General features: G+C 46.9%; 22 protein-coding genes and 1 tRNA gene. 16 read left to right on the top strand and 7 right to left on the bottom strand.

Going from position 1 to position 21,822, the window contains the following annotated elements:
- Positions 1-19: 19 nt before the first annotated feature.
- Positions 20-1,138, bottom strand: coding sequence for a transposase (locus tag OXH39_06600; protein ID MCY3550111.1), 1,119 nt, complete (start codon positions 1,136-1,138; stop codon positions 20-22).
- A gap of 414 nt (positions 1,139-1,552) precedes the next feature.
- On the opposite strand from OXH39_06600, the gene OXH39_06595 reads away from it, so the two are divergent.
- Positions 1,553-2,782, top strand: coding sequence for an MFS transporter (locus tag OXH39_06595; GenBank protein ID MCY3550110.1), 1,230 nt, complete (start codon positions 1,553-1,555; stop codon positions 2,780-2,782).
- A 98-nt stretch (positions 2,783-2,880) separates the two neighbouring features.
- On the opposite strand, the gene OXH39_06590 is transcribed toward OXH39_06595, so the two are convergent.
- Entirely contained in the window at positions 2,881-3,978 is a 1,098-nt protein-coding gene (locus OXH39_06590) for a hypothetical protein (protein ID MCY3550109.1), read from the bottom strand.
- A 229-nt stretch (positions 3,979-4,207) separates the two neighbouring features.
- A complete protein-coding gene (locus tag OXH39_06585; GenBank protein ID MCY3550108.1) occupies positions 4,208-5,071 on the bottom strand; it encodes a phytanoyl-CoA dioxygenase family protein in 864 nt (287 codons plus the stop codon).
- A gap of 262 nt (positions 5,072-5,333) precedes the next feature.
- Between OXH39_06585 and OXH39_06580 the strand changes: the two genes are divergently transcribed.
- Positions 5,334-6,515, top strand: a complete 1,182-nt coding sequence (locus OXH39_06580; protein MCY3550107.1) for a mandelate racemase/muconate lactonizing enzyme family protein — start codon at positions 5,334-5,336, stop codon at positions 6,513-6,515.
- A 69-nt stretch (positions 6,516-6,584) separates the two neighbouring features.
- On the opposite strand, the gene OXH39_06575 is transcribed toward OXH39_06580, so the two are convergent.
- Together OXH39_06575 and OXH39_06570 are read right to left on the bottom strand one after the other, a co-directional pair.
- On the bottom strand, positions 6,585-7,463 hold the full coding sequence (locus tag OXH39_06575) for a restriction endonuclease (GenBank protein MCY3550106.1): 879 nt from the start codon (positions 7,461-7,463) through the stop codon (positions 6,585-6,587).
- Positions 7,464-7,601: 138 nt separating this feature from the next.
- Positions 7,602-8,375 carry an ADP-ribosylglycohydrolase family protein gene (locus OXH39_06570; protein MCY3550105.1) on the bottom strand — a complete coding sequence of 258 codons (774 nt, stop codon included), beginning with the start codon at positions 8,373-8,375 and terminating at the stop codon, positions 7,602-7,604.
- A gap of 259 nt (positions 8,376-8,634) precedes the next feature.
- On the opposite strand from OXH39_06570, the gene OXH39_06565 reads away from it, so the two are divergent.
- The 4 genes from OXH39_06565 (at position 8,635) to OXH39_06550 (ending at position 13,268) form a co-directional block, all read left to right on the top strand.
- The gene (locus OXH39_06565) at positions 8,635-9,936 is read left to right on the top strand and encodes a redoxin domain-containing protein (protein MCY3550104.1); all 1,302 of its coding nucleotides are present in this window, start codon (positions 8,635-8,637) and stop codon (positions 9,934-9,936) included.
- 1 nt (position 9,937) lies between these two features.
- Positions 9,938-10,705, top strand: a complete 768-nt coding sequence (locus tag OXH39_06560; protein MCY3550103.1) for a hypothetical protein — start codon at positions 9,938-9,940, stop codon at positions 10,703-10,705.
- Positions 10,706-10,776: 71 nt separating this feature from the next.
- On the top strand, positions 10,777-11,838 hold the full coding sequence (locus OXH39_06555) for an ELM1/GtrOC1 family putative glycosyltransferase (protein MCY3550102.1): 1,062 nt from the start codon (positions 10,777-10,779) through the stop codon (positions 11,836-11,838).
- Between the two features lie 104 nt (positions 11,839-11,942).
- On the top strand, positions 11,943-13,268 hold the full coding sequence (locus OXH39_06550; GenBank protein ID MCY3550101.1) for a hypothetical protein: 1,326 nt from the start codon (positions 11,943-11,945) through the stop codon (positions 13,266-13,268).
- Positions 13,269-13,340: 72 nt separating this feature from the next.
- Here OXH39_06550 and OXH39_06545 read toward each other — a convergent pair whose 3' ends face one another.
- Positions 13,341-13,967 (bottom strand): hypothetical protein, encoded by a 627-nt coding sequence (locus OXH39_06545; protein ID MCY3550100.1) that lies wholly within the window; start codon positions 13,965-13,967, stop codon positions 13,341-13,343.
- An 8-nt stretch (positions 13,968-13,975) separates the two neighbouring features.
- Positions 13,976-15,049 carry a hypothetical protein gene (locus OXH39_06540; protein ID MCY3550099.1) on the bottom strand — a complete coding sequence of 358 codons (1,074 nt, stop codon included), beginning with the start codon at positions 15,047-15,049 and terminating at the stop codon, positions 13,976-13,978.
- A gap of 124 nt (positions 15,050-15,173) precedes the next feature.
- On the opposite strand from OXH39_06540, the gene OXH39_06535 reads away from it, so the two are divergent.
- The 10 genes from OXH39_06535 (at position 15,174) to rpsG (ending at position 21,797) form a co-directional block, all read left to right on the top strand.
- Positions 15,174-15,247 (top strand) — tRNA-Arg (locus OXH39_06535).
- Positions 15,248-15,500: 253 nt separating this feature from the next.
- Entirely contained in the window at positions 15,501-16,385 is an 885-nt protein-coding gene (locus tag OXH39_06530; GenBank protein MCY3550098.1) for an SMP-30/gluconolactonase/LRE family protein, read from the top strand.
- Positions 16,386-16,390: 5 nt separating this feature from the next.
- Positions 16,391-16,822: a dUTP diphosphatase gene (gene dut / locus OXH39_06525; protein MCY3550097.1), complete on the top strand. Its 432-nt coding sequence runs from the start codon at positions 16,391-16,393 to the stop codon at positions 16,820-16,822.
- Positions 16,823-16,886: 64 nt separating this feature from the next.
- Positions 16,887-17,684 (top strand): thymidylate synthase, encoded by a 798-nt coding sequence (locus tag OXH39_06520; protein MCY3550096.1) that lies wholly within the window; start codon positions 16,887-16,889, stop codon positions 17,682-17,684.
- A gap of 16 nt (positions 17,685-17,700) precedes the next feature.
- The gene (locus tag OXH39_06515) at positions 17,701-18,270 is read left to right on the top strand and encodes a hypothetical protein (protein ID MCY3550095.1); all 570 of its coding nucleotides are present in this window, start codon (positions 17,701-17,703) and stop codon (positions 18,268-18,270) included.
- A 1-nt stretch (position 18,271) separates the two neighbouring features.
- A complete protein-coding gene (locus OXH39_06510) occupies positions 18,272-18,760 on the top strand; it encodes a dihydrofolate reductase (GenBank protein MCY3550094.1) in 489 nt (162 codons plus the stop codon).
- 10 nt (positions 18,761-18,770) lie between these two features.
- Complete coding sequence (locus tag OXH39_06505; protein ID MCY3550093.1) at positions 18,771-19,403, top strand: ThuA domain-containing protein; 633 nt, start codon at positions 18,771-18,773, stop codon at positions 19,401-19,403.
- 27 nt (positions 19,404-19,430) lie between these two features.
- Positions 19,431-20,690 carry an amidohydrolase family protein gene (locus OXH39_06500; protein ID MCY3550092.1) on the top strand — a complete coding sequence of 420 codons (1,260 nt, stop codon included), beginning with the start codon at positions 19,431-19,433 and terminating at the stop codon, positions 20,688-20,690.
- Positions 20,691-20,936: 246 nt separating this feature from the next.
- Entirely contained in the window at positions 20,937-21,308 is a 372-nt protein-coding gene (gene rpsL / locus OXH39_06495; protein MCY3550091.1) for a 30S ribosomal protein S12, read from the top strand.
- 18 nt (positions 21,309-21,326) lie between these two features.
- Positions 21,327-21,797 carry a 30S ribosomal protein S7 gene (rpsG, locus tag OXH39_06490; protein MCY3550090.1) on the top strand — a complete coding sequence of 157 codons (471 nt, stop codon included), beginning with the start codon at positions 21,327-21,329 and terminating at the stop codon, positions 21,795-21,797.
- The last annotated feature ends 25 nt before the right edge of the window (positions 21,798-21,822 follow it).

The following is a 21,822-nucleotide window of genomic DNA, read 5'->3' as shown; positions in this document are numbered from 1 at the left end:
ATGAACACAAGGCATATCGTCAAGTGACGGCTATCCCTGCCCGCAATATATTTACAGCAGCGTTGATGTCTCTATCATGGTGTGAACCACATTCGGGACACCTCCACTGCCTATCGTTCAATGTTAGGTTTTCATTATGAAAACCACAATCGCTACACGGTTTCGTCGTAGCAGTCCATTGACTCATTTGAATAAGTTGACGCTTATGCTTTTGACACTTATACTTCAATATCCCAACAAACTGATAGAAGGCAAGGTCGGAAACCTTACGCCCCCACAAGCGTTTCATGCCGTCAAGGTTCAGCGTTTCAATGGCAATCGTATCAAACTTCTTGCAAAGTTTGCTGGCGAGTTGCCAGTGAAAGTCTTTACGTTGATTGCTGATTTTCCGATAAAGGCGTGCTATTTGTCTAACACACTTCCACCAGCTGTTAGAACCTTTGACTTTACGACTCAATGCTTTGTTGAGAGACCGAAGTTCGTTCAAGGAGTGTTTCAAAGGTTGGGGGTGTTGGATCTTTTCACCCGTGCTAAGTGTCAAATAAGCGTCTTTCATACCGAAGTCTGCCCCAACGCTTTTACCTGTTGTCGGCAGAGGTCTAAAATCTGTATACGTTGTTGTGATACAAAGCCAATAGTCCCCGCAACTATCATGCTTTATCGTAACTTGGCTAATCCTTCCATGCCACTGGCGGTGCTTGTGAAAAGTATATGCGACTTTATCAAACTGCCATTTATAGGTCTTTGGATTCCACTTGCGAAAACTCAATGTGATACGATTATTATACAAAGACCAGCCAGCAGAACTCGGATACGTAAGAGACTTAAACTTACGTCTCGGCTTAATATGGGGTCTACCGCCAAGTTTCTTAAAGAAACGGTCATACGCTTTATGAATACGCTTGAGTTCCTGTTGCATAACTTGGCTCGGCAAGGCGTTCCAATGCGGGTGGGTCGTCTCTTTCAACAGTTTTAGGTGATCACACATGCCTTCATAGTTTACATAAGGAAGCCCGTCTTTATACCTTTGACGTTGCCACTCGTGGAAATACACATGCACTTGCCACATATCGTCAAGCAGATTGCCGATACGGATACAATTAGACTGATCATAAAGTGGATATTTATACGTTTTCATGATATATCGCGTATCGCGCTTTAACCTTCAACCAAGATAGGTTAGGGACAGACACGCCTTGCAGCATGCTTGGTTGTGTCCCCAACGCGATAGGATCATTATACGACTTTTTTCAGTTAATGTCAAGTTTATTTTTCGCACAGGTTTCCCTTAGCGGGAAACCTATATCCCAAAGCTAAAGCATTGGGCTTTACGCCCGAATGCTCGTAATATGATAGATATTGGAAGTTTTATTGTCAAGTAAAAATTCAGTCGTCAGTAGGGCAAGTTTGAAGACCTACTATTAAAAAGAGAACTGAATGTTGCTGTGCCTACAGTAAAAAAAATTTGCTTTTTAGATCAATACATTCTATAATGTATTCTTATCATAATGATTGTCCGATTTTTATAGAAATGCGGTTCCTATTTCGCCTCATGAAAAACGATCAAGATTCATCAAAAACATCCTCTCGAAAACAGTTCTATTTTCTGACGTTATCACATACTGTTCTTGATTCCTACGCGACACTTCTATCGCATCTGCAACCTCTCTTACTAACAAAGTTAGCCGCAGCTGGTGCGCGAAACAGTTTAGCGGGGAACTTCGTCGCAATTTATAGTGTCTTTAGCTCATTCGGTCAGATCGTCTTTGGATGGCTGTCAGATCGGGTGCAGACAGTGCACTTTCTGACGATCGGTGTTGCGTTTAGCGCAATCGGTTTAAGCCTCTTGTGGCTTGCTCCATCTGCTAATATCGTATATTTGCTGTTAGCTATTGGTGGTATTGGGATTGCCGCATTCCATCCACAGGCGACAACTTATGCTGGTGCCCTTGCATCGGAGGATCGAGGGTTGGGGACCTCCATTTTTCTCACAGGCGGTAACATTGGACGTGCACTCGGTCCGTTGGCACTGATGTTCATCCCGTATCGATTCGGGTTGGAATTCCTCGCATGGGAAATGATACCGGGTATACTCGTAGCATTGCTGGTGCCAAAAGTATTGAGATTTGAGAAGCAGCTTGATTTAACTGCTACCACCCGTGGAGCACCAAACGAGGAACCGAGACCGCGAGAACCTCTTTGGACTGTTGCTTCCCCCCGTATGCTGCCACTCATCGTCCTTTTCATTATTGCGGCACTCCGAACTGTTACGCTAACGGGTTTAGAAACTTTTTTATCCGTCCACTTAGACGATCAAGATTACTCGGATCAAGTGCGCTCTCTTGTTATCGCGCTTTTCATTTTCGCGGGTTCTATGGGTATCATGTCAAGTGGATGGCTTATGAGTCGTATAAACACCTATGTCCTTTTATTGGTCTCGCTGCTCGGTGCCCCCCCGCTGCTCTATGCGTCGTTACACACTGACGGATTTAGTTTCCTCGCACTCCTCTTTTGCGGCAATGTGGTCCTCACCAGTTCCATAACGATTAATATTATCTTAGCACAGATGATCCTACGCGGACATGAAAACATTGCATCCGGCTTGATGATGGGTGCTGCATGGGGTGTCGGCGGATTATTGAATAAAATTGTGGGTAATTTGGGAGATCAATTCGGTTTGCCGATTGTGTTAGACGGTTTGGTGATGCTGCCGTTGGTGCTCGCGCCCCTCCTGTTGCTACTACGTGACCAACCGGATTTGTCCAAACCTGCGCCCCGATGATTGGGTTTTTCTCGGATTTTCTTCACGTCAAAATCAGGTTTCCGATGGGTGAGGTACGCCGCAAAACCACGCAGAAAAGGGTTGCGTAAGTCCTATAGTTAAAAATGCCACAAAAGACTCAAAAAATGCGTGCTAATCAGATCACCAAAGAGTAGGGCGTAATCGAGCCGAAATTTTCGGAGTTGAATGCCGATCCCGCTTGTGATACGATTATCGCGATAACCGACACGAAGTGCCAACGGTTTGCTAATATGATACTCTATGCCGAGATGCATCTGCCCGCCATAGCGCTGCTGCCACTGGTAGGACAAGATGAGTTCTCGATTGAAAACGCGATTGTTCGTATACGCCACGCCCATGTTCCAATTCGCCGGGATAGATTCTTTGGGTGCGGAGAGCGTGTTCCACGTCAAGGTCGTTTTTGAGATGTCTTGAAGGTTCATGCCAAATGTAAGACTGCCAAAATCTTCTAAACCGAAAAGTGCGTTGAAATCAGGCAAGCGAACGAGCATTCCAACATCAAAACCGTAACCCCAACTCCCATAATTGTATGCCTCAAGATCGCTTCCACCTACGCTCTGTGTAATCAATTTGGTATTTACGCCGACCATAAATTCAGGCGGCACTGAATCCCTACCGAAATTGTCCCACCAAGACTGGCTGACAACCCAACGCTTCGCGAGTGTCAGGATATAGGCGTTTTCACTGTCGTTGAGGTAGCCCGCTGGAATAAAGTCGGATTCCCTCGGTCGATTCTTTACGAGGTTTCGGCGTTGCTCACTACTAATATTCGGATCGAAGGCTGGCACAAGTGGATAGATAGGGATGTCGTCTACTCCTGCTCGAAGCCACGATACACCAAGGTTGAGGTTCGGCAACACCTGTGTCGTCCCTCCGACATAGTTGAACGATCCCAATCCTGAACGCCGTGCGGCGTGCATCAAACAAAACTGATACTTGTCAGGAACACCGGCAATACCAGCAGGATTCCAATAGGCAGCGGTGGCATCGTCGGCAATGCCAACATAAGCACCCCCCAATCCGAGTGCGCGACCACCAACACCGTTCGTCAAAAAGTCTCCAGTGTAGTTCTCAGCAGCAGTGGGTAAAACAGCAATACACCCCCATCCGATGAGTATCACTACAAAACGGATGAGATATACGGTATTAGATTTTTGTTGTTGTAATTTAATCAATTGGTTTCTCTTTTTATTGTGTCTATTGTGACGGCACACGGTGTGTGATTATTACTTTGGATTTACATCGCGCACGCAACGAAACCCGACATCGCTACTCAACAACGACGGTCTCTCCGCGAGACGATTCGCGACACGCACGCTTTTCGCATTGAAACTCCACGATCCTCCGCGCACAACACGTTTCGATTTGCTACAGAGTAAAACCCCTAATACGTTTTCATGGTTGTTAAACCCTGTTTAAATCAAACGCATTCCAATAGTACTGATATTCCGCGGAGATCCACTCCTTATAGATTTCATCCCACGCCATCCGATTGAAATGTGGCAATAACGACCCTTCGGTGACCGGTTTGGAGCATCCCTGATAGCGATAATCCACGGAGAGACGAATCTGATTCGGGGTCTGATTCGGCAGTGCCTTGTGAACAGCGTGGCTGTGAAAGAAAAGCGCATCACCGATACCGTAATCGCCACCAGCCCAGTGGAATCCATCCGCTTCCAAAGGCTCTGTATCAACACCAACGCCTCCAGCACCGAACGCCGGTTTGACCGGATATATGCCGTTTTGGTGCGATCCAGACAATACGGACAACCCGCCTAAACGCATTGGACAATCACCGAGTGGTATCCATCCGGTATAGGTTTCCTCTGTCCCTCGGATGTGGATAAAATCTTGGTGCGCAGGCGTTGTGTATTTTGTGTTCTCTGGGAACATAATTCTTCCAATATTCCGCGGATGCACGAGCGTCTTCTCGCCGAAGAGTGTGTCACACACGTTCAAAATCGCCGGATGATGTGCGAAGGCGTGGAAGGATTGTAAGCATTGGAATTCGTCTAACACGGGCCAATAGCCGTCATCGCCTTCCATGAACGGACCGCCGATGCGGATACCGTCCATCAGTGTTTCTCCACCTTCCGCCCATCCGTGTCGATGACAGATTTCCAAGAAGTCCTTGCGCACCTCGTAGATAGAATCGGTATCAATCAAGCCGCGAAAGAAAAGATAACCGTCTTGCCGCGCCTGTTCTCGGAGTTTTTCGGGTTGATCTAAGAGTCCATTTGAAACATTAAAGGGTTGAAGTTCTGTCATAATGTGTCCCTCGCTTGCGAAAGTATCAGTATTTCAATATCGTACGTGTTAAAGATATTATACCAACAAAACGGAGGGCATGTCAACCGCGATGAAGCAGTTACTGGTTGTCAGTTTTCAGTTGTCAGTAGGTAGAGACGAAATCACTACATCTTCATAATATTTTCACTTTCAATTTCGGAAATGTGATACAATTCGGAAACCGTACCAGCAAAAAGTGAAAACCTCGTGAGCGATTGTTTATCAATTTGGGAGGGAACTCATGCTTAGCATCAAACATCTCGAAGCGATTCCGTTGAACGTACCATTTTATCATGAACGGGTTAGCCGACACATGCACCGCGCGCTGACACACGGCGAACGGGTTCACGTCTACCGCGTCGAACTCAGCAACGGCGTTATCGGATACGGCGAAAATTTATCAAACGAATCGGCAAACATCGAACAGGTGATCGGACAGAACGCATTTGCCTGTATGAACGATGACAGCGTCGGATTCGGCATCCAGATGTCCCTTTTCGACGCGATTGGCAAATCCGTTGATGTCCCCGTCTATCAACTCATCGGACCTAAGGTTCGGGAAAGATGTCCTATCTCGTGGTGGGATATCGATATGCCGCCAGAGGATTGGGTTGCGGAAGTCCAAGAATCGGTGAAACGAGGTTACACATCCGCGAAACTCAAAGCGCGTCCCTGGCGCGACATCTTCGCACAGGTAGACGCTGTCGGCGATGCCGTCCCAGCGGACTATCGGCTCGACATCGATTTCAACGGATTCCTGCGGACCGCGGATAACGCTATCCCCGTGTTGCAGCAATTAGACGAACACCCGAATGTCGCCATCTATGAGAGTCCATACTACCTCGGAACGGACGTGGAGGGTGCAGCGAGACTGCAAGAGGCTGTTGAGAAACGGATCGTCGAGCATTTCAACGAATCCTGTCTGCATGCGCGCTGTTGTGGTGGGTTTGTTGTCGGCGGTGGCGTGAACTCGTTACGGCGGACGAACGCGCTCTGTGCATCGTTTGAGCAACCCTACTGGCTTCAGATGGTTGGCACGGGTATTACAACGGCATACTCGGTGCATCTCGGTGCGGTATTATCGCAAGCCGAATTGCCAGCGATTACGTGTCACGAATTGTGGGAATCGGATCTGCTCAAAACACGACTTGATGTCGTTGACGGAACGATTCAGGTCTCGGAGTCGCCGGGACTCGGCGTTGACATCGATGAAGCAGCATTAGCAGAATATCGCGTTGAGGAATCTACACCGACACCGCAGCAGTTGTTCAATCAGACCGATTATACGTGTAGAGTACATATTCCGAATGAAAGCGGCGGAGAGACGGTTCACGATTTTGACGGAGAAAGTGTCTACTATCCAGCGTTCAGTGAGGGGGAATATCCGGGGTTTGTGCCCGGGGTTTGGATGGAAGTGGTTTGATGCAACGGTCGGTTGTGTGAATCTCAGATTTCCGCGGTTCACACAACCCGTATCTTGTGACGTTCTATCTTATTCGGAACCTTCGGCAAAATAATCAGAATCTACGCGCTTGATTTCATAAGTTTTCGTTGTGGAAACGCCAACGTTGTGTTCAATCATATACTCTGCAAGTTGTTTTCCATTAATAAGAATAATCTTAGAATCAATGGTTTTCACATACCCTTCAGCATCTCTGGTAAAATCCGAAGTTGTAATGAAGATTCCTTTACGAGCACGTTGACCTTGTAGTGCCCCTGCAAACTTTTGAATCTCAGGACGACTGACATTCCCCTCCCATCGTTTCGCTTGAACATAAACGACATCAAGTCCAAGTCGATCCTCGTTAATGATACCATCAATCCCACCATCGCCACCACGTCCTACAGCTTTTCCAGCATCTTCGCGTGAACCACCATAGCCCATGGCAACGAGTAGATCAATAACTAATTCCTCAAAAAAAGTAGGAGTATTACTCTTAATCTGTTGTAGTAGTTCTACCGCCAACCCTTCTCGGATTTTGTGGTAATTTTCTTCAATAGATTTTTCAGGGGTGAATCCATCATCAGGATATTGTTTAGGTACTTGAACTTGTTCGCTTGCCTGTCTCCGACTAATATCCCTCCACCCGCTCGTCAACTCTACCAATTTTCCTGCATTTATTAGGGCACGACTAATAAAACCAACATAAAGGTGAAAGACTCGAACTTGATTCTTATTTTTTGCTTTTCTTTGTTCATCAGTAAGCGAAAAGTGTTCTTCTAATATCTCTGCTATTTTCTTTTTAGGAAGTCCATTAAGCGGGAAGTCAATTTCAAGAAGCACAGCTTCCACAAGGTGAGGAGCTGGCAGTTCTATTTCGTATTCTTGATTTGTATCTGGATTCCAAGCCTTTTTTGTCACAGTTTCCATAAAAAATCCTCTGATTTGAGTCTAGAAATGTGTTATATAGCATAACGAATTCAATCTATTTGTCAAGGGATAAGTCGCGATCAGGAGATCGATCCGATAGGAGTATCTGGGAGAACCAATGCGGTTGGGAAATCGCGCCTACCGAAACTGATACATCTCTTCCAACACTTCAAGGATGTCCGGGGCATCGGCGAGGTAGATACTTTCCGTCCGCTCTTTGAACTCATCAGGAATGCCGTGCAACGCTTCAGCGATGGGGCCAGCAATCGCAGCAAGCGTATCGGCATCGCCACCGAGGGAGATGGCGTTACGCACCGCGTCTTCATAACTCACGGATTCCAGCGCGCACGTTATCGCCTGTGGGACAGTGCCTTGGCAGGTTATATCGAAAAAGTAGGATAGACGGATCTCGCCCACCGTCTTGGTGAGGTCGTAGCCGTATTCAGAGGCGATAACCTTGCGGATGTCGGTAGGAGGCTCGCCTTGAAATGCAAGCCAGATGGCGTGTGTCGTCGCTCGTGCACCTTTCATGCCTTCAGGGTGGTTGTGGGTAATCTCTGTTACCTTGTCGGAAGCGGAGAGTGCAGCATCCAGATTATCGCGGTTCAGGAACGCCGCTGGCGAGACGCGCATCGCTGCACCATTGCCATAACTGCCATAGAGTTCAGGTGGATCGTCATAAATCCACATACCAAAGTTCCCACCGTAGCCGCGTCCTGGGTAACGGCGACACCACTGCTGCATCGTCTCTGCTGGTGGAAGGTCGTGCAGCAGAATATCTGCGACTGCGATAGTACACACCGAATCATCCGTAAAACAACAATAATCACCGAAAAAAGGAAAATCCTTGGCTTTGATCGGATTTCCCTCGTAGATGGAACCGGCGACATCGCCTATAATTGCACCTAACATGCTCTCTCCTTTAATCCTATAGCACCCTTACCGTATTATACTACACTTGAGCGAATCTGCCAAATTTACCTTTTTCCAGTAACGGGCAGGGACTTTACTGAGTTGGGAAATCTCGCCAGCGAAAACGGTATGGAAAGAGGTCAGGGTTAAAAACCCCTCCCACAAGTTATCAAGATGTGCTATACTATCCTTTAAATAGAGGGAGAATGTTCAATATTACTGTCTGACTAACGCCGAGAAAAAAGAAGAGGATAATCAAATGAAAATGATTTTGACGTTAGGAATCGTGTTGGGGCTGCTAATGACATCTGCGAACTTAGAAGTGGCAGCGCAAGGTGAAACCGAAGATCTCAATGTAAAGCAGCATGCGAAAAACATTGAAATGTGCACGCAAAACTTGCTCGCTATCGGCAAGGCGATTGACACCTATGAAAAAGAACATAGCGATTTTCCAGTCCGGCTGTCAGATTTACATCCGAAACACTTGGCAGATGAAAATGCGTTAATTTGTCCTGCAGATAAAGAAGGCGGCAAACCGATTTTTAAGCAGAGCACAGATCCAGAAATGCCAGTGAGTTATAGTTACGAGCTTTACCCCAAGTATAGAGAGTGGAAAACTGAACAACGTAAGGTATATGGCGATGCCATGCCTCTCGTGCGTTGTCGCCATCATGCAAACGATGATTTTGAGGTTTTAAACCTGAGTTTTTCGTCAAAAGTTTACCGGACATCCAATTTATGGGAATACAAACCCGAAGAGATATACGAAAGCGTTGAAGAAACCATCGCCACCTTGATTGCTGGAATCCAACAGCATCCGGATAATGAAAATTTCGTTTATGTATATCCGGCACTTACTCGCCTCTACATTAAAGTTGAACGAGAAGAAGATGCCGAGAATCTCATTAACCGTTATAAAGATGCCCTAAAACCTGACAACATTCGAGGTCACTTTGTCCTCGGTAATATGCTTGAACTGATGAATCGAGATGAGGAGGTGCTGCAGCTTTTTACGAAACTTGAAGAGCAGTTCTCGGAAAACCGTAGTGTCTTCAGAAAACTTGCCGAGATTCATGAAACATCAGGTAACATCGAACTGGCAAATGAATATCGCATAAAGGCTAATCCTGCCCTCCTATCACTAATCGGAGAGACTGTACCTGACTTTTCAGCGACAGACCTTGATGGCAATCCGATTTCGCTTGAGCAATACCGTGGCAAAGTCGTCCTCCTCGATTTTTGGGCAGTCTGGTGCTTTCCGTGCATCGCAGAAATGCCGAATGTCAAGGCTGTTTACAATAGCTACAAAGACGAAGGATTTGACATTATCGGTATTAGCCTTGATACTGATGAAGATAGGCTACAGGATTACCTTAAAAAGAACGACATTCCTTGGCGGCAGGTGTTTAGTGGGAAAGGCTGGGATAGTCCCGTCTCACGACAGTATGGCATTCGCGCGATTCCGGCACTGTGGCTTATTGATAAAGATGGCACGCTGATTACCCATCAAGCGAAAGGGGAAAAGTTAGAACGCCTGGTAGCAGAGGCAGTGAAAAAATAAAATGCGACTGATCTCTCTGATGCTGTGTGCTATTTTTATTTTGTTCGGGTGCGGTTCCGATGAAACTTCTGTCCCGATAGAAGATAAACCAAACTACTTTCCCGATGTGGTCGGAAACCGATGGGTCTACCGAAACACCGATGGGCTTCAATGGACGCTTGAAGTTAGTGGCGAGACAAATATTGAGGGAAAGGACTATAGAACCTTCAAGACCACACCACCGATTGAGACTATAGGATTCAACCTTCTGAAACCGGACGTTTTTCGCGTTGAACAAAACCGAGTCCTTTTCGCCATCGGTGAAAAGATAGATCGCTACGTGCAAACCGAACTCCCTAAAGCAGCACAGAACGAACTCGCGGGCTTGGAATTGACTGTCGCAGTAGAGCCAATCTCGCATACTGAATTCATCTTTTTACAAGTTCCACTAACCCTCAACGCTCAGTGGGATGCCTTGAATATAAAGGTCAATGGGAGCATCGCTCCGCAAAATCTCGCACTGCTTCAGATCCCCTTTGAAGTACTTATGAGTATCAAAGCAGAGGTCGTTGCCGAAAGTCCGCTGGAAATGCCTGCCGGGAACTTTGAAAAAACGTACCAGATTGAGTATCAGATAGAGATCACACACTCTCTTTTTTCCGAAGTGGAGACAACACAATTGAATCAGACGGTATGGTTTGTCCCGCACGTCGGGATTGTCAAAGTCGAAGATGAACACAGTGTAACGGAACTGGTTGATTATGCCTTAGGTTCAACAGCCGAAAATTAAGAAAGTTACGGCATATAGAATACGTCTACTACTCTAAGGCTACGGCACACGGAGTGTGCCTGCTACTTTAAATGAAAGTTGTAATCTTAAGCGACAAGAAACCGGGACATTACAAGCAATCCTTAGGCATTGTGGAAAAGATGCCTGAATGTCAAGTGGAATGGCTTGAGGTAGAATTCCGACGCAAGTGGCGTGATAATCTCTTGCGCGTTTTTATGTGTATCTTCGGTGGCATACCACTCCCTATGTTGGTTATTCATACGCTGCTGCGATGGAGTCTCACATCCGAGACTTATGGCGCATTGATACACCTTCAAACGACTGATATTATCCTCTCAACAGGTTCGTCTGTGGCAGCCGTCAATCTACTCCTCGGCAGAATTTTGGGGGCTAAGACGGTTACGTGCCGCAGACCTTCGCCGGTAGGGACCCGTTATTTCGATCTCGCAATTCTCCCGATGCTCTCTTGGCATAACGCTACGTCTAAGAACAATGTCTGTCAAACAATCGGCGTGCCCAATCCTATCTCTCCAGACACACTGGACGCTGAGCGGAAACGCTTGAAAGATGAAATGAACCTCCCAGAGAGGCCGCGTATCGGATTCCTTATCGGTGGAGCAGACCGGCATGAAACGATCACGGTTGCTGATGCTGAGCGGCTGAGCAAGATTTGTGAGACAGTCGCAACGGAAATGAATACGCAGATACTGGTGACGACTTCCCGCCGAACCCCACCAGACGTAACTGCGCATCTGGTTTCAACGGTGAAACATTCTGATTGGTGCCCGCTATTCATCGTGCCGGACACGCCTTCAGAACTTGAAGATCCGTATCAAGCCATCCTTGCCTTAAGCGACCTGCTTATCGTTACTGCAGATAGTTTCTCAATGGTATGTGAGGCGGCGAGCAGTGGACGCAAGGTTATCGTCCTAACGCTGTCCCAAGAGAACATCAGATTGCCGAAGCGACATAAAGTTTACGAATATATGGAACAGCACGCCATCGTGAGTCAGTGCAGATTTGAGGGGTTAGCACAGCACATCAAGAGTGCGCTTACCTCACGTGTTCCAAATACCCCACTCCAAGATACAGAGACAGCGGTGCAGGCAATCCGTCAATTAGCGGCTAATTGATAAATTAAGAGAACAGTGGAACTTCTTTTGGGATTTGGTGTGACAATCCGTAAGACGTAGTAGTTAATACACATCACCGATAACCTAACTGAAGGAGACAAACAATGAAAGCCAAACATATTGTCCACATACTTACCCTCCTGATTGCTCTGGGAACAGTCGCTTTTTTGGTATTGCAACCAGATGCGCAAACCGCCGAAGACCCTTGGGAAGCTTGGGTAGACGAACAGACGGACACTGTGCTAAAGTCCGCTGGAGAAACGGACGAAGCACGCCGTGCTGAAATGCGCGCCAGCATTCGGGCAAAGTTCTCAGCACTCGCTGCCGAACTGAAAAATGAGATAGCGTCGCCGCCGCAGACGCAGGACTATGCCATCTTGCAAACGGTTAAGGAACTGCGGGACGCTTACGACGAAGGCTATAACCGCAAACATAAGGATACCACGGTGCGTGTGTCATACACGGTAGGAGACGCTGAAATCTTTGCTTACGACGAGAATATTCCGCTCGCTGAGGTTGACGCGAAATATCCGCGCGACGCATGGCTCCAGATGCTCCTCGACAAAGGGATTACGATCAAGAACGCAAACGCATATTGGGAATACCTATTCCTTCGGGATACGTTAGTGCATCTTGAGAGACAACCCCAGGTGTGGACATCCGGACTTTTCGGCATTCCAGCTACTGAAGATTGGGAAACCTATAAAGACGCATATATTGTGCAAGAAATCGGTCAGATTCAAAAAAGATTGGAAAAAGAAGCGCACCCATTTATACTCAATTATGATACAGCTTTAGGAAAGTACCGCAATCTACTCAAGAAAGACAATGTAGATAAGTACTTGCTTCATGCCCTACCCCCGGATTTTCCTAAGGCTCCGTCTCCACCTATATTTTTTAAGGATTTTACAGTGCCACAGACTGTCAAAGCACTGCAGAACGCCTACGACGAGAAGTATAACGAAAGGTATGCTATAACTTCAGGAAGTGTCAGTTATACACTCGACAACGGTGTAAATTTTAAGTATAATGTCCCGCTGCCGATAAGTGAGGTTGATGCGAAATACCCGCGGGATGAATGGCTCCAGATGCTCCTTGATAAAGGAATTACCATTGATAATTTTGAAGAGTACTGGACCTACCTATCAAAGCGGGATGAATTGATGGAGCTGGAAAAAAATCCAGAGGTCTGGTCGTCCAGGCTCTTCGGCATCGCACCCGCCGAGGATTGGGAAACTTATAAAGACGCATATCTGAAGCAGATGTTTGAAAAACTTCACCATCGTAATAGGAAGGCTGCAGTTTACTTCGGCAAAGTTGACACAGAGGAGGCACTTATGGGTGCGGAGGAAGCACTTAAGCGCGCCAAAGAGCAACTTAAAAAATTGGAACGGTCTCACCGTCCATCCCGTCCACTACTTGACCGCTAATTCAAGACCCGAAAAAATAAGGCGAGGTGGACACCTCGCCTTATGGATATATGGATAAATCAGGGTTAAAACTTACTTGCGCTCAGGTTGTGCTTCCATCGCTGGATAGATTGTTATATCCGATTGTGTTATAAGCACACCGACGTAGAAAGTCAACCAGTCACCACAGAGTTCAATAGACATGTACTCGTCGTTATCGCTGGCGTACTCGTGAAGTTCAACCTCAAATTTCTCTTCCCCTTCTGCATTAGTAACGGTGAGCATTGCGGGAACAACATCCTGCCGGTTGTATTCAACAGCGATGTCTTCGTTTTCATTCTCCGGGTCCGGAAAATAGAGGGTCATTTCATCCGGCAACGGATCGCCAAGTTCGCATTCGTCATCAACAATCCACCGGGAAACCTCGTAGTCGTCCTTAGTTCCGGGGACATGATCAACTCCGATAACGACCGCCTCCTCTGCATCACGGATATGATACATATAGCGACGGAGGTTGTCGCCTTCATACTTCTTTCGCGTGACCAGTTTGAAGGCGTGTGAAGTATCTCCGGTCTCCTCATACGTAATGATGTCGGAGAGTTCAATCATGCTGTCAATCGGAATGTCAACTAATTCATGCCGTTCTGGCTTTTTGGGTTCAGCCTCTTTTTTTCGTCTACCAAATAGGGATTTGCCGTCTTTTCTACCAAATAGTGCCATGTTCCCACCTAAAAATAACCCTTATTATACATCACCAACGCAATCACACCAACAACAAGGATGCTTCCGAAGATAAGAAGGAACCAAGTCCCTCCGGATGTCCCCTTCTGGACAACAACGGTTCGCGTGGGTGGTGCACGCGCTGTGCTTGTGGTGGATGCGGGTGCAGTTACGTTAGGTGTTTCTTGGGCAGCTGCAAGGAGTTCCGTTTTTAACGCCTCTTCATCGGGGAGCTCCTCAACAGTGAAAGATTCAGCATTTTCCCCATAAAACTCATCAGGATTTTCCTCGACATAACTCGCGACATAATCTTCATCGCGGTTCGTGCCCGGGTCCACGTAATTCGGGTTGGGTTCGACACCTTGGCTTTCATAGTATTCCTTATAATACTCATACTCCGCCTGTTTTTCGGCACTCCAATGCGACCTGTCATAATCGCGATGGTGGTAGTGCCACAAGTAACTATGGCGAATCGCATGGTTGTAGTAATCGTGAAAATAGATACCGAACATGAGATTGTTAAACGCCATAGATGCAGCCAAGGGATACATCGAATATCCCATCATAGGATAGTAACCACCGTAGTTATTGACGTTAATCGTTTGGCGTCCGTCTCGACGCGCACGTGCGGTTTCCCGATTTGCCCTTCGGTTCTGGCGTTTCAAGCTGCGATTTTCTGCTTTGAGTTGCCGAACCTGTTTTCGGTTCTGTGTTCTCACCTGTCGCTGCTGGCCGCGCGTTGTAGTCGTGTTTCGGTTCGTTGCGGTTGTTGCTCTGGCACGGCTTGTCGCTGTCTGCCTCTGACGTGCTACAGTACTGGAGCGCGTGGTGCTTCTCGTCGCCCTGTTTCTGCTATAACTGCTACCGGTACTGCGTGTCGTCCGTGTCGAACTTCGCGGGGTACTATAAGAACGCCTCGGTGTGGAACTTCGGCGACTGGTGCTGCGGCTGAAACTCCGGCTGCGACTGAAACTCCGCCCACCCCCAAAGCCGCGGCGGCTTTCTACGATATCCGGTGCGAAACTAAACAAAAAGACAACCAAAACTGCGAGGATTGAGAATTTTTGAAATTTACGTTTCACCCTGATCTTCCTCCTTAGATTTTTTCGCTGAAAAAACTTGACAAAAGATACCGAATTTGTTAAAATATTAAAGATATATGTAAATTCAGGCTCGGTTTCGCAACCTTCCTGATTTTAAATTCATGTGCCTGTAGCTCAGATGGATAGAGCGTCAGCCTCCGGAGCTGAAGGTCGGGCGTTCGAGTCGCCCCAGGCACGTTTTTTCACTTAATGGGCGTGCAAACTGCACGAAATCCTACATCCACCACTTCACTTTAAAGACTATCCTAACATTAATTAAGATAGTTGTCAAGGACATTTAAAAGGAAAACTGGGCATTTAGTTTTAATAAATTATCTGGTTGGATGTCCTTTTTTAAAGATCCGATGCGGTTAGGAAACTGCACCTACCGGGCCTGGGGGTCCAAAATTGGGCGAAAAAACGGAAAACTAAATAGCCCTGAAAGGAAAATATGGCACTTGACGTGCGTGATTCACGACTATTGGATTTGATTGATGCAGAAGCATCTGTTGAACAAATAGCAACAGGCTGCGAATTCACCGAGGGACCGCTTTGGCACGCGACAGAACAGTTTTTGCTTTTCAGCGATATTCCTGCGAACAAGATGCGGAAATGGGATGCAGACGCTGGAATGACTGTTTTTCGTGAACCCTCCGGTAAGTCAAACGGTTTGACTTACGATAAGGGCGGACATCTTATCGCTTGTGAACACGCCAACCGCCGAGTTTCGCGAACAACGGCAGATGGACAGGTGCTCACAATTGCGTCCCACTATCAGGGCAAACGCTTGAACAGCCCGAACGATGTTGTTGTGAAATCTGATGGAAGCATCTATTTCACCGACCCACCGTATGGGTTAAGCGCAGCGTACGGCGTTGAATCGGAGAAGGAACTCGATTTTCAAGGTGTCTATCGCTTGTCCCCAAACGGTGATACACTGACGCTTCTCGTTGACGATTTTGACAGACCCAACGGTATCTGTTTCTCACCAGACGAGTCCATCCTCTATATCAACGACACCGAACGGATGCACGTCCGCGCATTTGATGTTCAGCCCGATGGCACAATCGCGAACGACCGCGTCTTTGGTGAAGAGGAAGGGGATACCGGAAAACCAGACGGAATGAAAGCCGATACACATGGAAATGTTTATTTAACCGGTCCTGATGGTATTTGGGTTTTCGCGCCGGACGGAACACACCTCGGAATTATTCTCGTCCCAGAACGCTCAGCGAATTTGGCGTGGGGTGGAGATGGTTGGCAAAGTTTGTTTATCACGGCGAGTACCTCTGTCTATCGAGTAGAATGCAAAGCAACTGGGGTCGCAGTGCCGTGATGCCAATGAAAATCAAAATCAAACGCATAGATAAAACGCTTCCGTTGCCGAAATATGAAACGGCAGGGTCTGTAGGTTTTGATCTCATCTGTCGAGAATCAGCAGAGATTGCCCCGAACTCTATTGTCCTTATCCCTGCGAATGTTATTGTCGAAACACCCCCCGGCTATATGCTGATGGTATGTCTGCGAAGCAGCACGCCTCGTAAATTGGGATTAATGATGCCGCAAGGCGTAGGCATCGTCGATAATGATTATTGCGGCGAAGAGGACGAACTGAAGATTCAGGTTTACAATTTTACGGATGAGGTTGTGCATGTTGAAAAAGGGAGTCGGATTGCGCAAGGAATTTTTGTACGTGTGGACACCGCAGAATGGAACGAAGTTGAACAGATGACGACACCGTCTCGCGGCGGATTTGGCAGCACAGATCGGTAGTCATAAACTACGAAGCGCGTCTTATGGGAGGAAAGCCAGTACCAAATACTGGTAATCAATAGGCATGAAACAATACCTTGAAGGACTTCAGCAGGTCTTAGATGCTGGAGTTGACCGAGTGGGCAGAAACGGGAAAACTCGTGCCCTCTTCGGCATGCAGATGCGATATAATCTGGAAGATGGATTCCCCGCTGTAACTACCAAGAAACTTGCGTTCCGTTCCGTAAAAGCGGAACTCTTAGGTTTTTTGCGCGGCTATGATCACGCTGAGCAGTTTGAGAAACTCGGGACACAGATATGGAACGCAAACGCTGATGCTTGGGGACGTGATGGGTACCTTGGACGGATATATGGTGTTCAGTGGCGAAAGTGGCAAACGGAAGAAGGCACGATTGATCAGCTCGCCAGGGTCATTGAACAAATTCAGATAAACCCGCATAGCCGTAAACATATTGTTACGGCATGGAACCCGGCAGACTTAGATGAGATGGCGTTGACACCATGCCACGCATTCTTTCAATTCTTTATAGCAAACGGTAAGTTGTCGCTACAGATGTATCAGCCCAGCTGTGATATGTTTTTAGGAGTCCCGTTTAACATCGCATCCTACGCGCTCCTCCTACATATGGTGGCTCAGGTAACAGGATTAACACCCTACGAATTCATTCATACTTTAGGTGATGCGCACATCTATCACGCACACTTTGAAGCTGTTGAAGTACAATTGAAACGGAGTCCGTATCCGCTTCCGCGACTTGAATTGGATCCGAAAATCAAGTCAATTGATGCTTTCAAGATGCAACACATTCAGTTAGAGGACTATCAACACCACGACGCGATCCGTGCTCCTATGATTGTTTAACAGGAGAAGCAAGTTAATGGTAAAAACAAAAGGGTTGATACTTCTGTTTTTAACTATCACAACGCAGCATAACAAGGAAACAATGAAACAGGAAAAACTAAACCAAGATAACTTCGGCACTTCAGAACAAAACGGTAACCCGTCCGCTTCAGACGAACTTACGCTGTCAGACGAAGCTGCACTCCTTATTCAACTTATCTTTGAGGAATTTGAAGGACTTTTAAATGACTATCCGCATCACGCCGCTTACTGTTTTGCCTCAATTATTCATCTGTCGGAAACAACCGAGGATATCTCACACTTCGCCCGGCGGTTGGGAATGTGGCTATGGATTGAAGTGCTCTCTTTTCAAACCGAAGAACCTTTAAGCCTTCGTAAACTCGCTGAACACTTTGATACCAATGTGAAAAACATTCGGACAGGGATCAATGAGCTCGTGAAAACAGGGCAATTTAAGATAGAGTGGAAACGACGTAATCAGATCAAGTTGGCACCTCGGATGATAAAAGAGACAGTAATCAATTTTGCTGAACAGGTCTTGAGTGGCTTAGAGGCAGGAGAGCGCGAAGGAGGAGTATCCCCTTAAAATGGTAATTTCAATGATTGCCGCGATGGACAAAAATCGGCTTATTGGCAACGGACCGCATATTCCGTGGCAGCTACCTGCTGATCGGCGGCATTTTCGCGATATGACAATCGGTAAACCTGTTGTTATGGGACGTAAGACTTTTGAAACACTCAAACGTCCGCTTGGCAAACGGCGCAACATCATTCTCACGCGAAATACGGCTTATAAGGCACCGGAAGGTTGTATCGTCACCCATTCCGTAGAAGAGGTCCTTAACGTTTGTAAGGATTCAGAAGAGCTCATGATATGTGGTGGTGCCCCTATCTACGAAGCCTTTTTAGCGCACGCGGACCGGCTCTACCTCACACAGGTTCACGCCACATTTGAAGGTGATGTCTATTTCCCCGCGTTTGATATGGAAGCGTGGCAAGAAGTGAAACGCATTGATGGTGAACCCGATGAGAAAAATCCTTATCCTTACAGTTTTCTGTTTTTAGAAAGAAAATAGGAGCAAAGTTGTGCTTAATTTGTGTATGCTTTCAGGTTCCTTTGAATACGATTCCGAAGTATCTTTGAAGATTTTCAAGACCTTTGTTGAGAAACACTATCCGATTCAAGCGAATTTAATTATTTACGGTTCCGAGGATGACGATCCCTCTTTGGCAGCGTTGAACGACGCAGACGCTTTGTTGGTTTTCACACGTCGCCTCAATACAGATGGGGCATCGCTCAGACAGTTTCAAACGTACTGTGAACAGGGCAGACCAATCGTCGGGGTCAGGACAGCGAGTCATGCGTATCAAAACTGGCTGGCGTTTGATAAAGATGTTCTCGGTGGGGATTATCAAGGACATTACGGTCATGGACCGATGACGCGTGTTGAAATCGTTGAGGCGGGACATCCAATTCTGAAGGATATACCAGCGTTCGATTGTTATGGGAGTCTTTACAAAAACCCATCACTTCGTGATGATACGTCTTTACTCTTAATGGGACACACAGATGAACATTCAGAACCTGTCGCATGGACGCGTTTACATAACGGCGGTCGCATCTGTTATACTTCATTAGGGCACCAGAAAGATTTTGAAGTAGAACCCTTTTTACGATTCCTTGCACAAAGTATTTTGTGGGTATCGGAACAGATTTAGGAAAAAAAATCGAGGCATTTTGGAGATATGGAAACACTGACGATTGTGAATGGCGACATCTATACCCCAACGCATTACGGGCACGGAAGTATCGTCATTCAAGATGACAAAATTTCAGCGATAACATCAGAAGCACTTCAACCAGCAGGGGAGGTTATTGATGCATCCGGATGCCTCGTGATTCCGGGGTTGATTGATGGATTAGTGCATGGTGGTGGCGGCTATGATAGCATGACGGGTCAAGTTGAAGATATTGCGACAATCGCGCGGGCACATGCGCAGAGCGGTGTCACTTCGTTGGTGTTAGGGATTTCTTCCGGAAGCATGGCACAAATCAACGGTGCCTTAACTGCTATTGCACAGATCGTCGATGAACCGGTAGCAGACGGTTCTCAGATTTTAGGGTCGTATGTGGAAGGGAAATTTGGGAGTCTCGCTAAAAACGGCGCACAGAACGCGAAGTATATTACACCTCCGAATTTTGAAGAATTCCATGCAATGTGGGCGGCTTCTGATGGCACCTTGAAAGTTATCTCCGTCGCACCCGAAAACGACGAGAATCTCCAATTCATCAAGCACCTCTCGACCTTTAAGGCAGACGCTTACAACAACATCGTCATTGCGATGGGGCATACAAACGCAACCTATCGACAGGCGATGGAAGCGATTGACGCAGGTATAACGCGCGCAACACACACCTATAACGGCATGAGCGGAATGCACCACCGCGACCTTGGAGCCGTTGAAGCTGTCCTCTCCCATCCGGATATCCACGCAGAACTTATCGTTGATGAACATCACGTTCACCCTTTCTGGGGCAATCACCTGATTCAGCAGAAAGGGATCAATGCAGTTGGACTCATCACAGATTGCACAGAACTCGCAGGTGTCCCTACGGAAGAATGGCAGGAGTCGGCAACATACATGCCTGAACTTGACGCTTATCGCCTCAACGAAGACATGGGTTCTGAAAGCGACACAGCCTTTGAAGTAGGCAGTACCGAGAAATACGTCCGTAACGGGGCGATGTGGTTGGATGTCGGGAAACCTACTGAACGGCTTGCTGGTGCGACAATTACACTCATGGATGGCATTCGCAACGTTATAAACTGGGAACACGCTATCGAAGATGCCTTAACAATGGCAACATTAACGCCTGCCCAAAATTTAGGCGTTACGGAATCGATCGGTTCGATAGCCGCCGGTAAAATAGCAGATATCGTTATTGTTGATGACAATTTAAGCGTTCAAAGGGTTATTTTACGTGGAAAACTGCTGAAAAATTAGAAAATTCATAGAATTCCAATGTTTTTTGCTTTTTTTTCAAAAAAAATTTGACATCGCCTAATTTATAGTGTATAATATATGTTTTGGAAAGCCTAATCAATCTTTTTTAGAAACGAGGGGCACTTATCCGGAAAACATTCTAACGTCGTATCCGAAATTCCACGTTAATTTGTTGAAGTTGTGATGCCCCGCGCGGGGCTTTTTTAATGCGAGAAGCCCATAAGATGCCATTGCGGAGGTTATGAAATGCCGACGATTAATCAATTAATCAAAAAACCGCGCAAAAGATCCCGGAAGAAGACGAAATCACCGGTACTTGAGCAGTGTCCCCAGCGGCGCGGTATATGTTTACAGGTGAAAACGGTAACACCGAGGAAACCGAATTCTGCCCTGCGCAAAGTCGCTCGAGTCCGTTTCACGACCGGCTATGAAGCCACCTGTTACATTCCGGGGATTGATCACAATTTGCAAGAACACTCAGTCGTTTTGGTTCGGGGTGGAAAAGTGAGGGATCTCGCTAACGTGCGTTACCACATCGTCCGTGGGCAGTTAGATACAGCAGGTGTTGATAACCGCCGTCAAGGTCGTTCAAAATACGGGGCGCGGAAACCGGGTTAAACAGCGGAGGAATTGTAGATGCCGAGACGTGGAAATATCAGCAAACGGGATGTGAACCCCGACGCAGTTCATAACAGTAAGTTAGTGTCAAAATTCATCAACAGTCTCATGTTGGATGGGAAGAAAAGTACAGCGCAATCAATCCTTTATGAGAGTTTTCAAATCATCGAATCTCGGACGAATGAAGATGGTTTCGCTGTGTTCCGCCAAGCGATCAATAACGTTAAACCGGTGTTGGAAATTAGGCCACGGCGTGTAGGTAGCCAGACTTACCAAGTTCCCGTCGATGTAAAGGCAGAACGGAAACAGCGATTGGCTTTTAGTTGGCTTATCCAATCAGCGCGCGAGCGTGGTGAAAGACGAATGGCAGAACGCCTTGCAGGCGAGATACTTGAAGCATCACGTAACGAAGGCGGCGCAATCCGCAGAAAAATGGATCAGCATCGAATGGCAGAAGCCAATCGAGCTTTTGCGCATTACCGATGGTAAAACGTGATCGGGGCTTATAACCGAA

This window comes from Candidatus Poribacteria bacterium, assembly GCA_026702755.1.
Taxonomy (GTDB): Bacteria; Poribacteria; WGA-4E; order WGA-4E; family WGA-3G; genus WGA-3G.
Note: the sequence above shows the minus strand (reverse complement) of the source record. Positions and strands in the feature narration are given on the sequence as shown.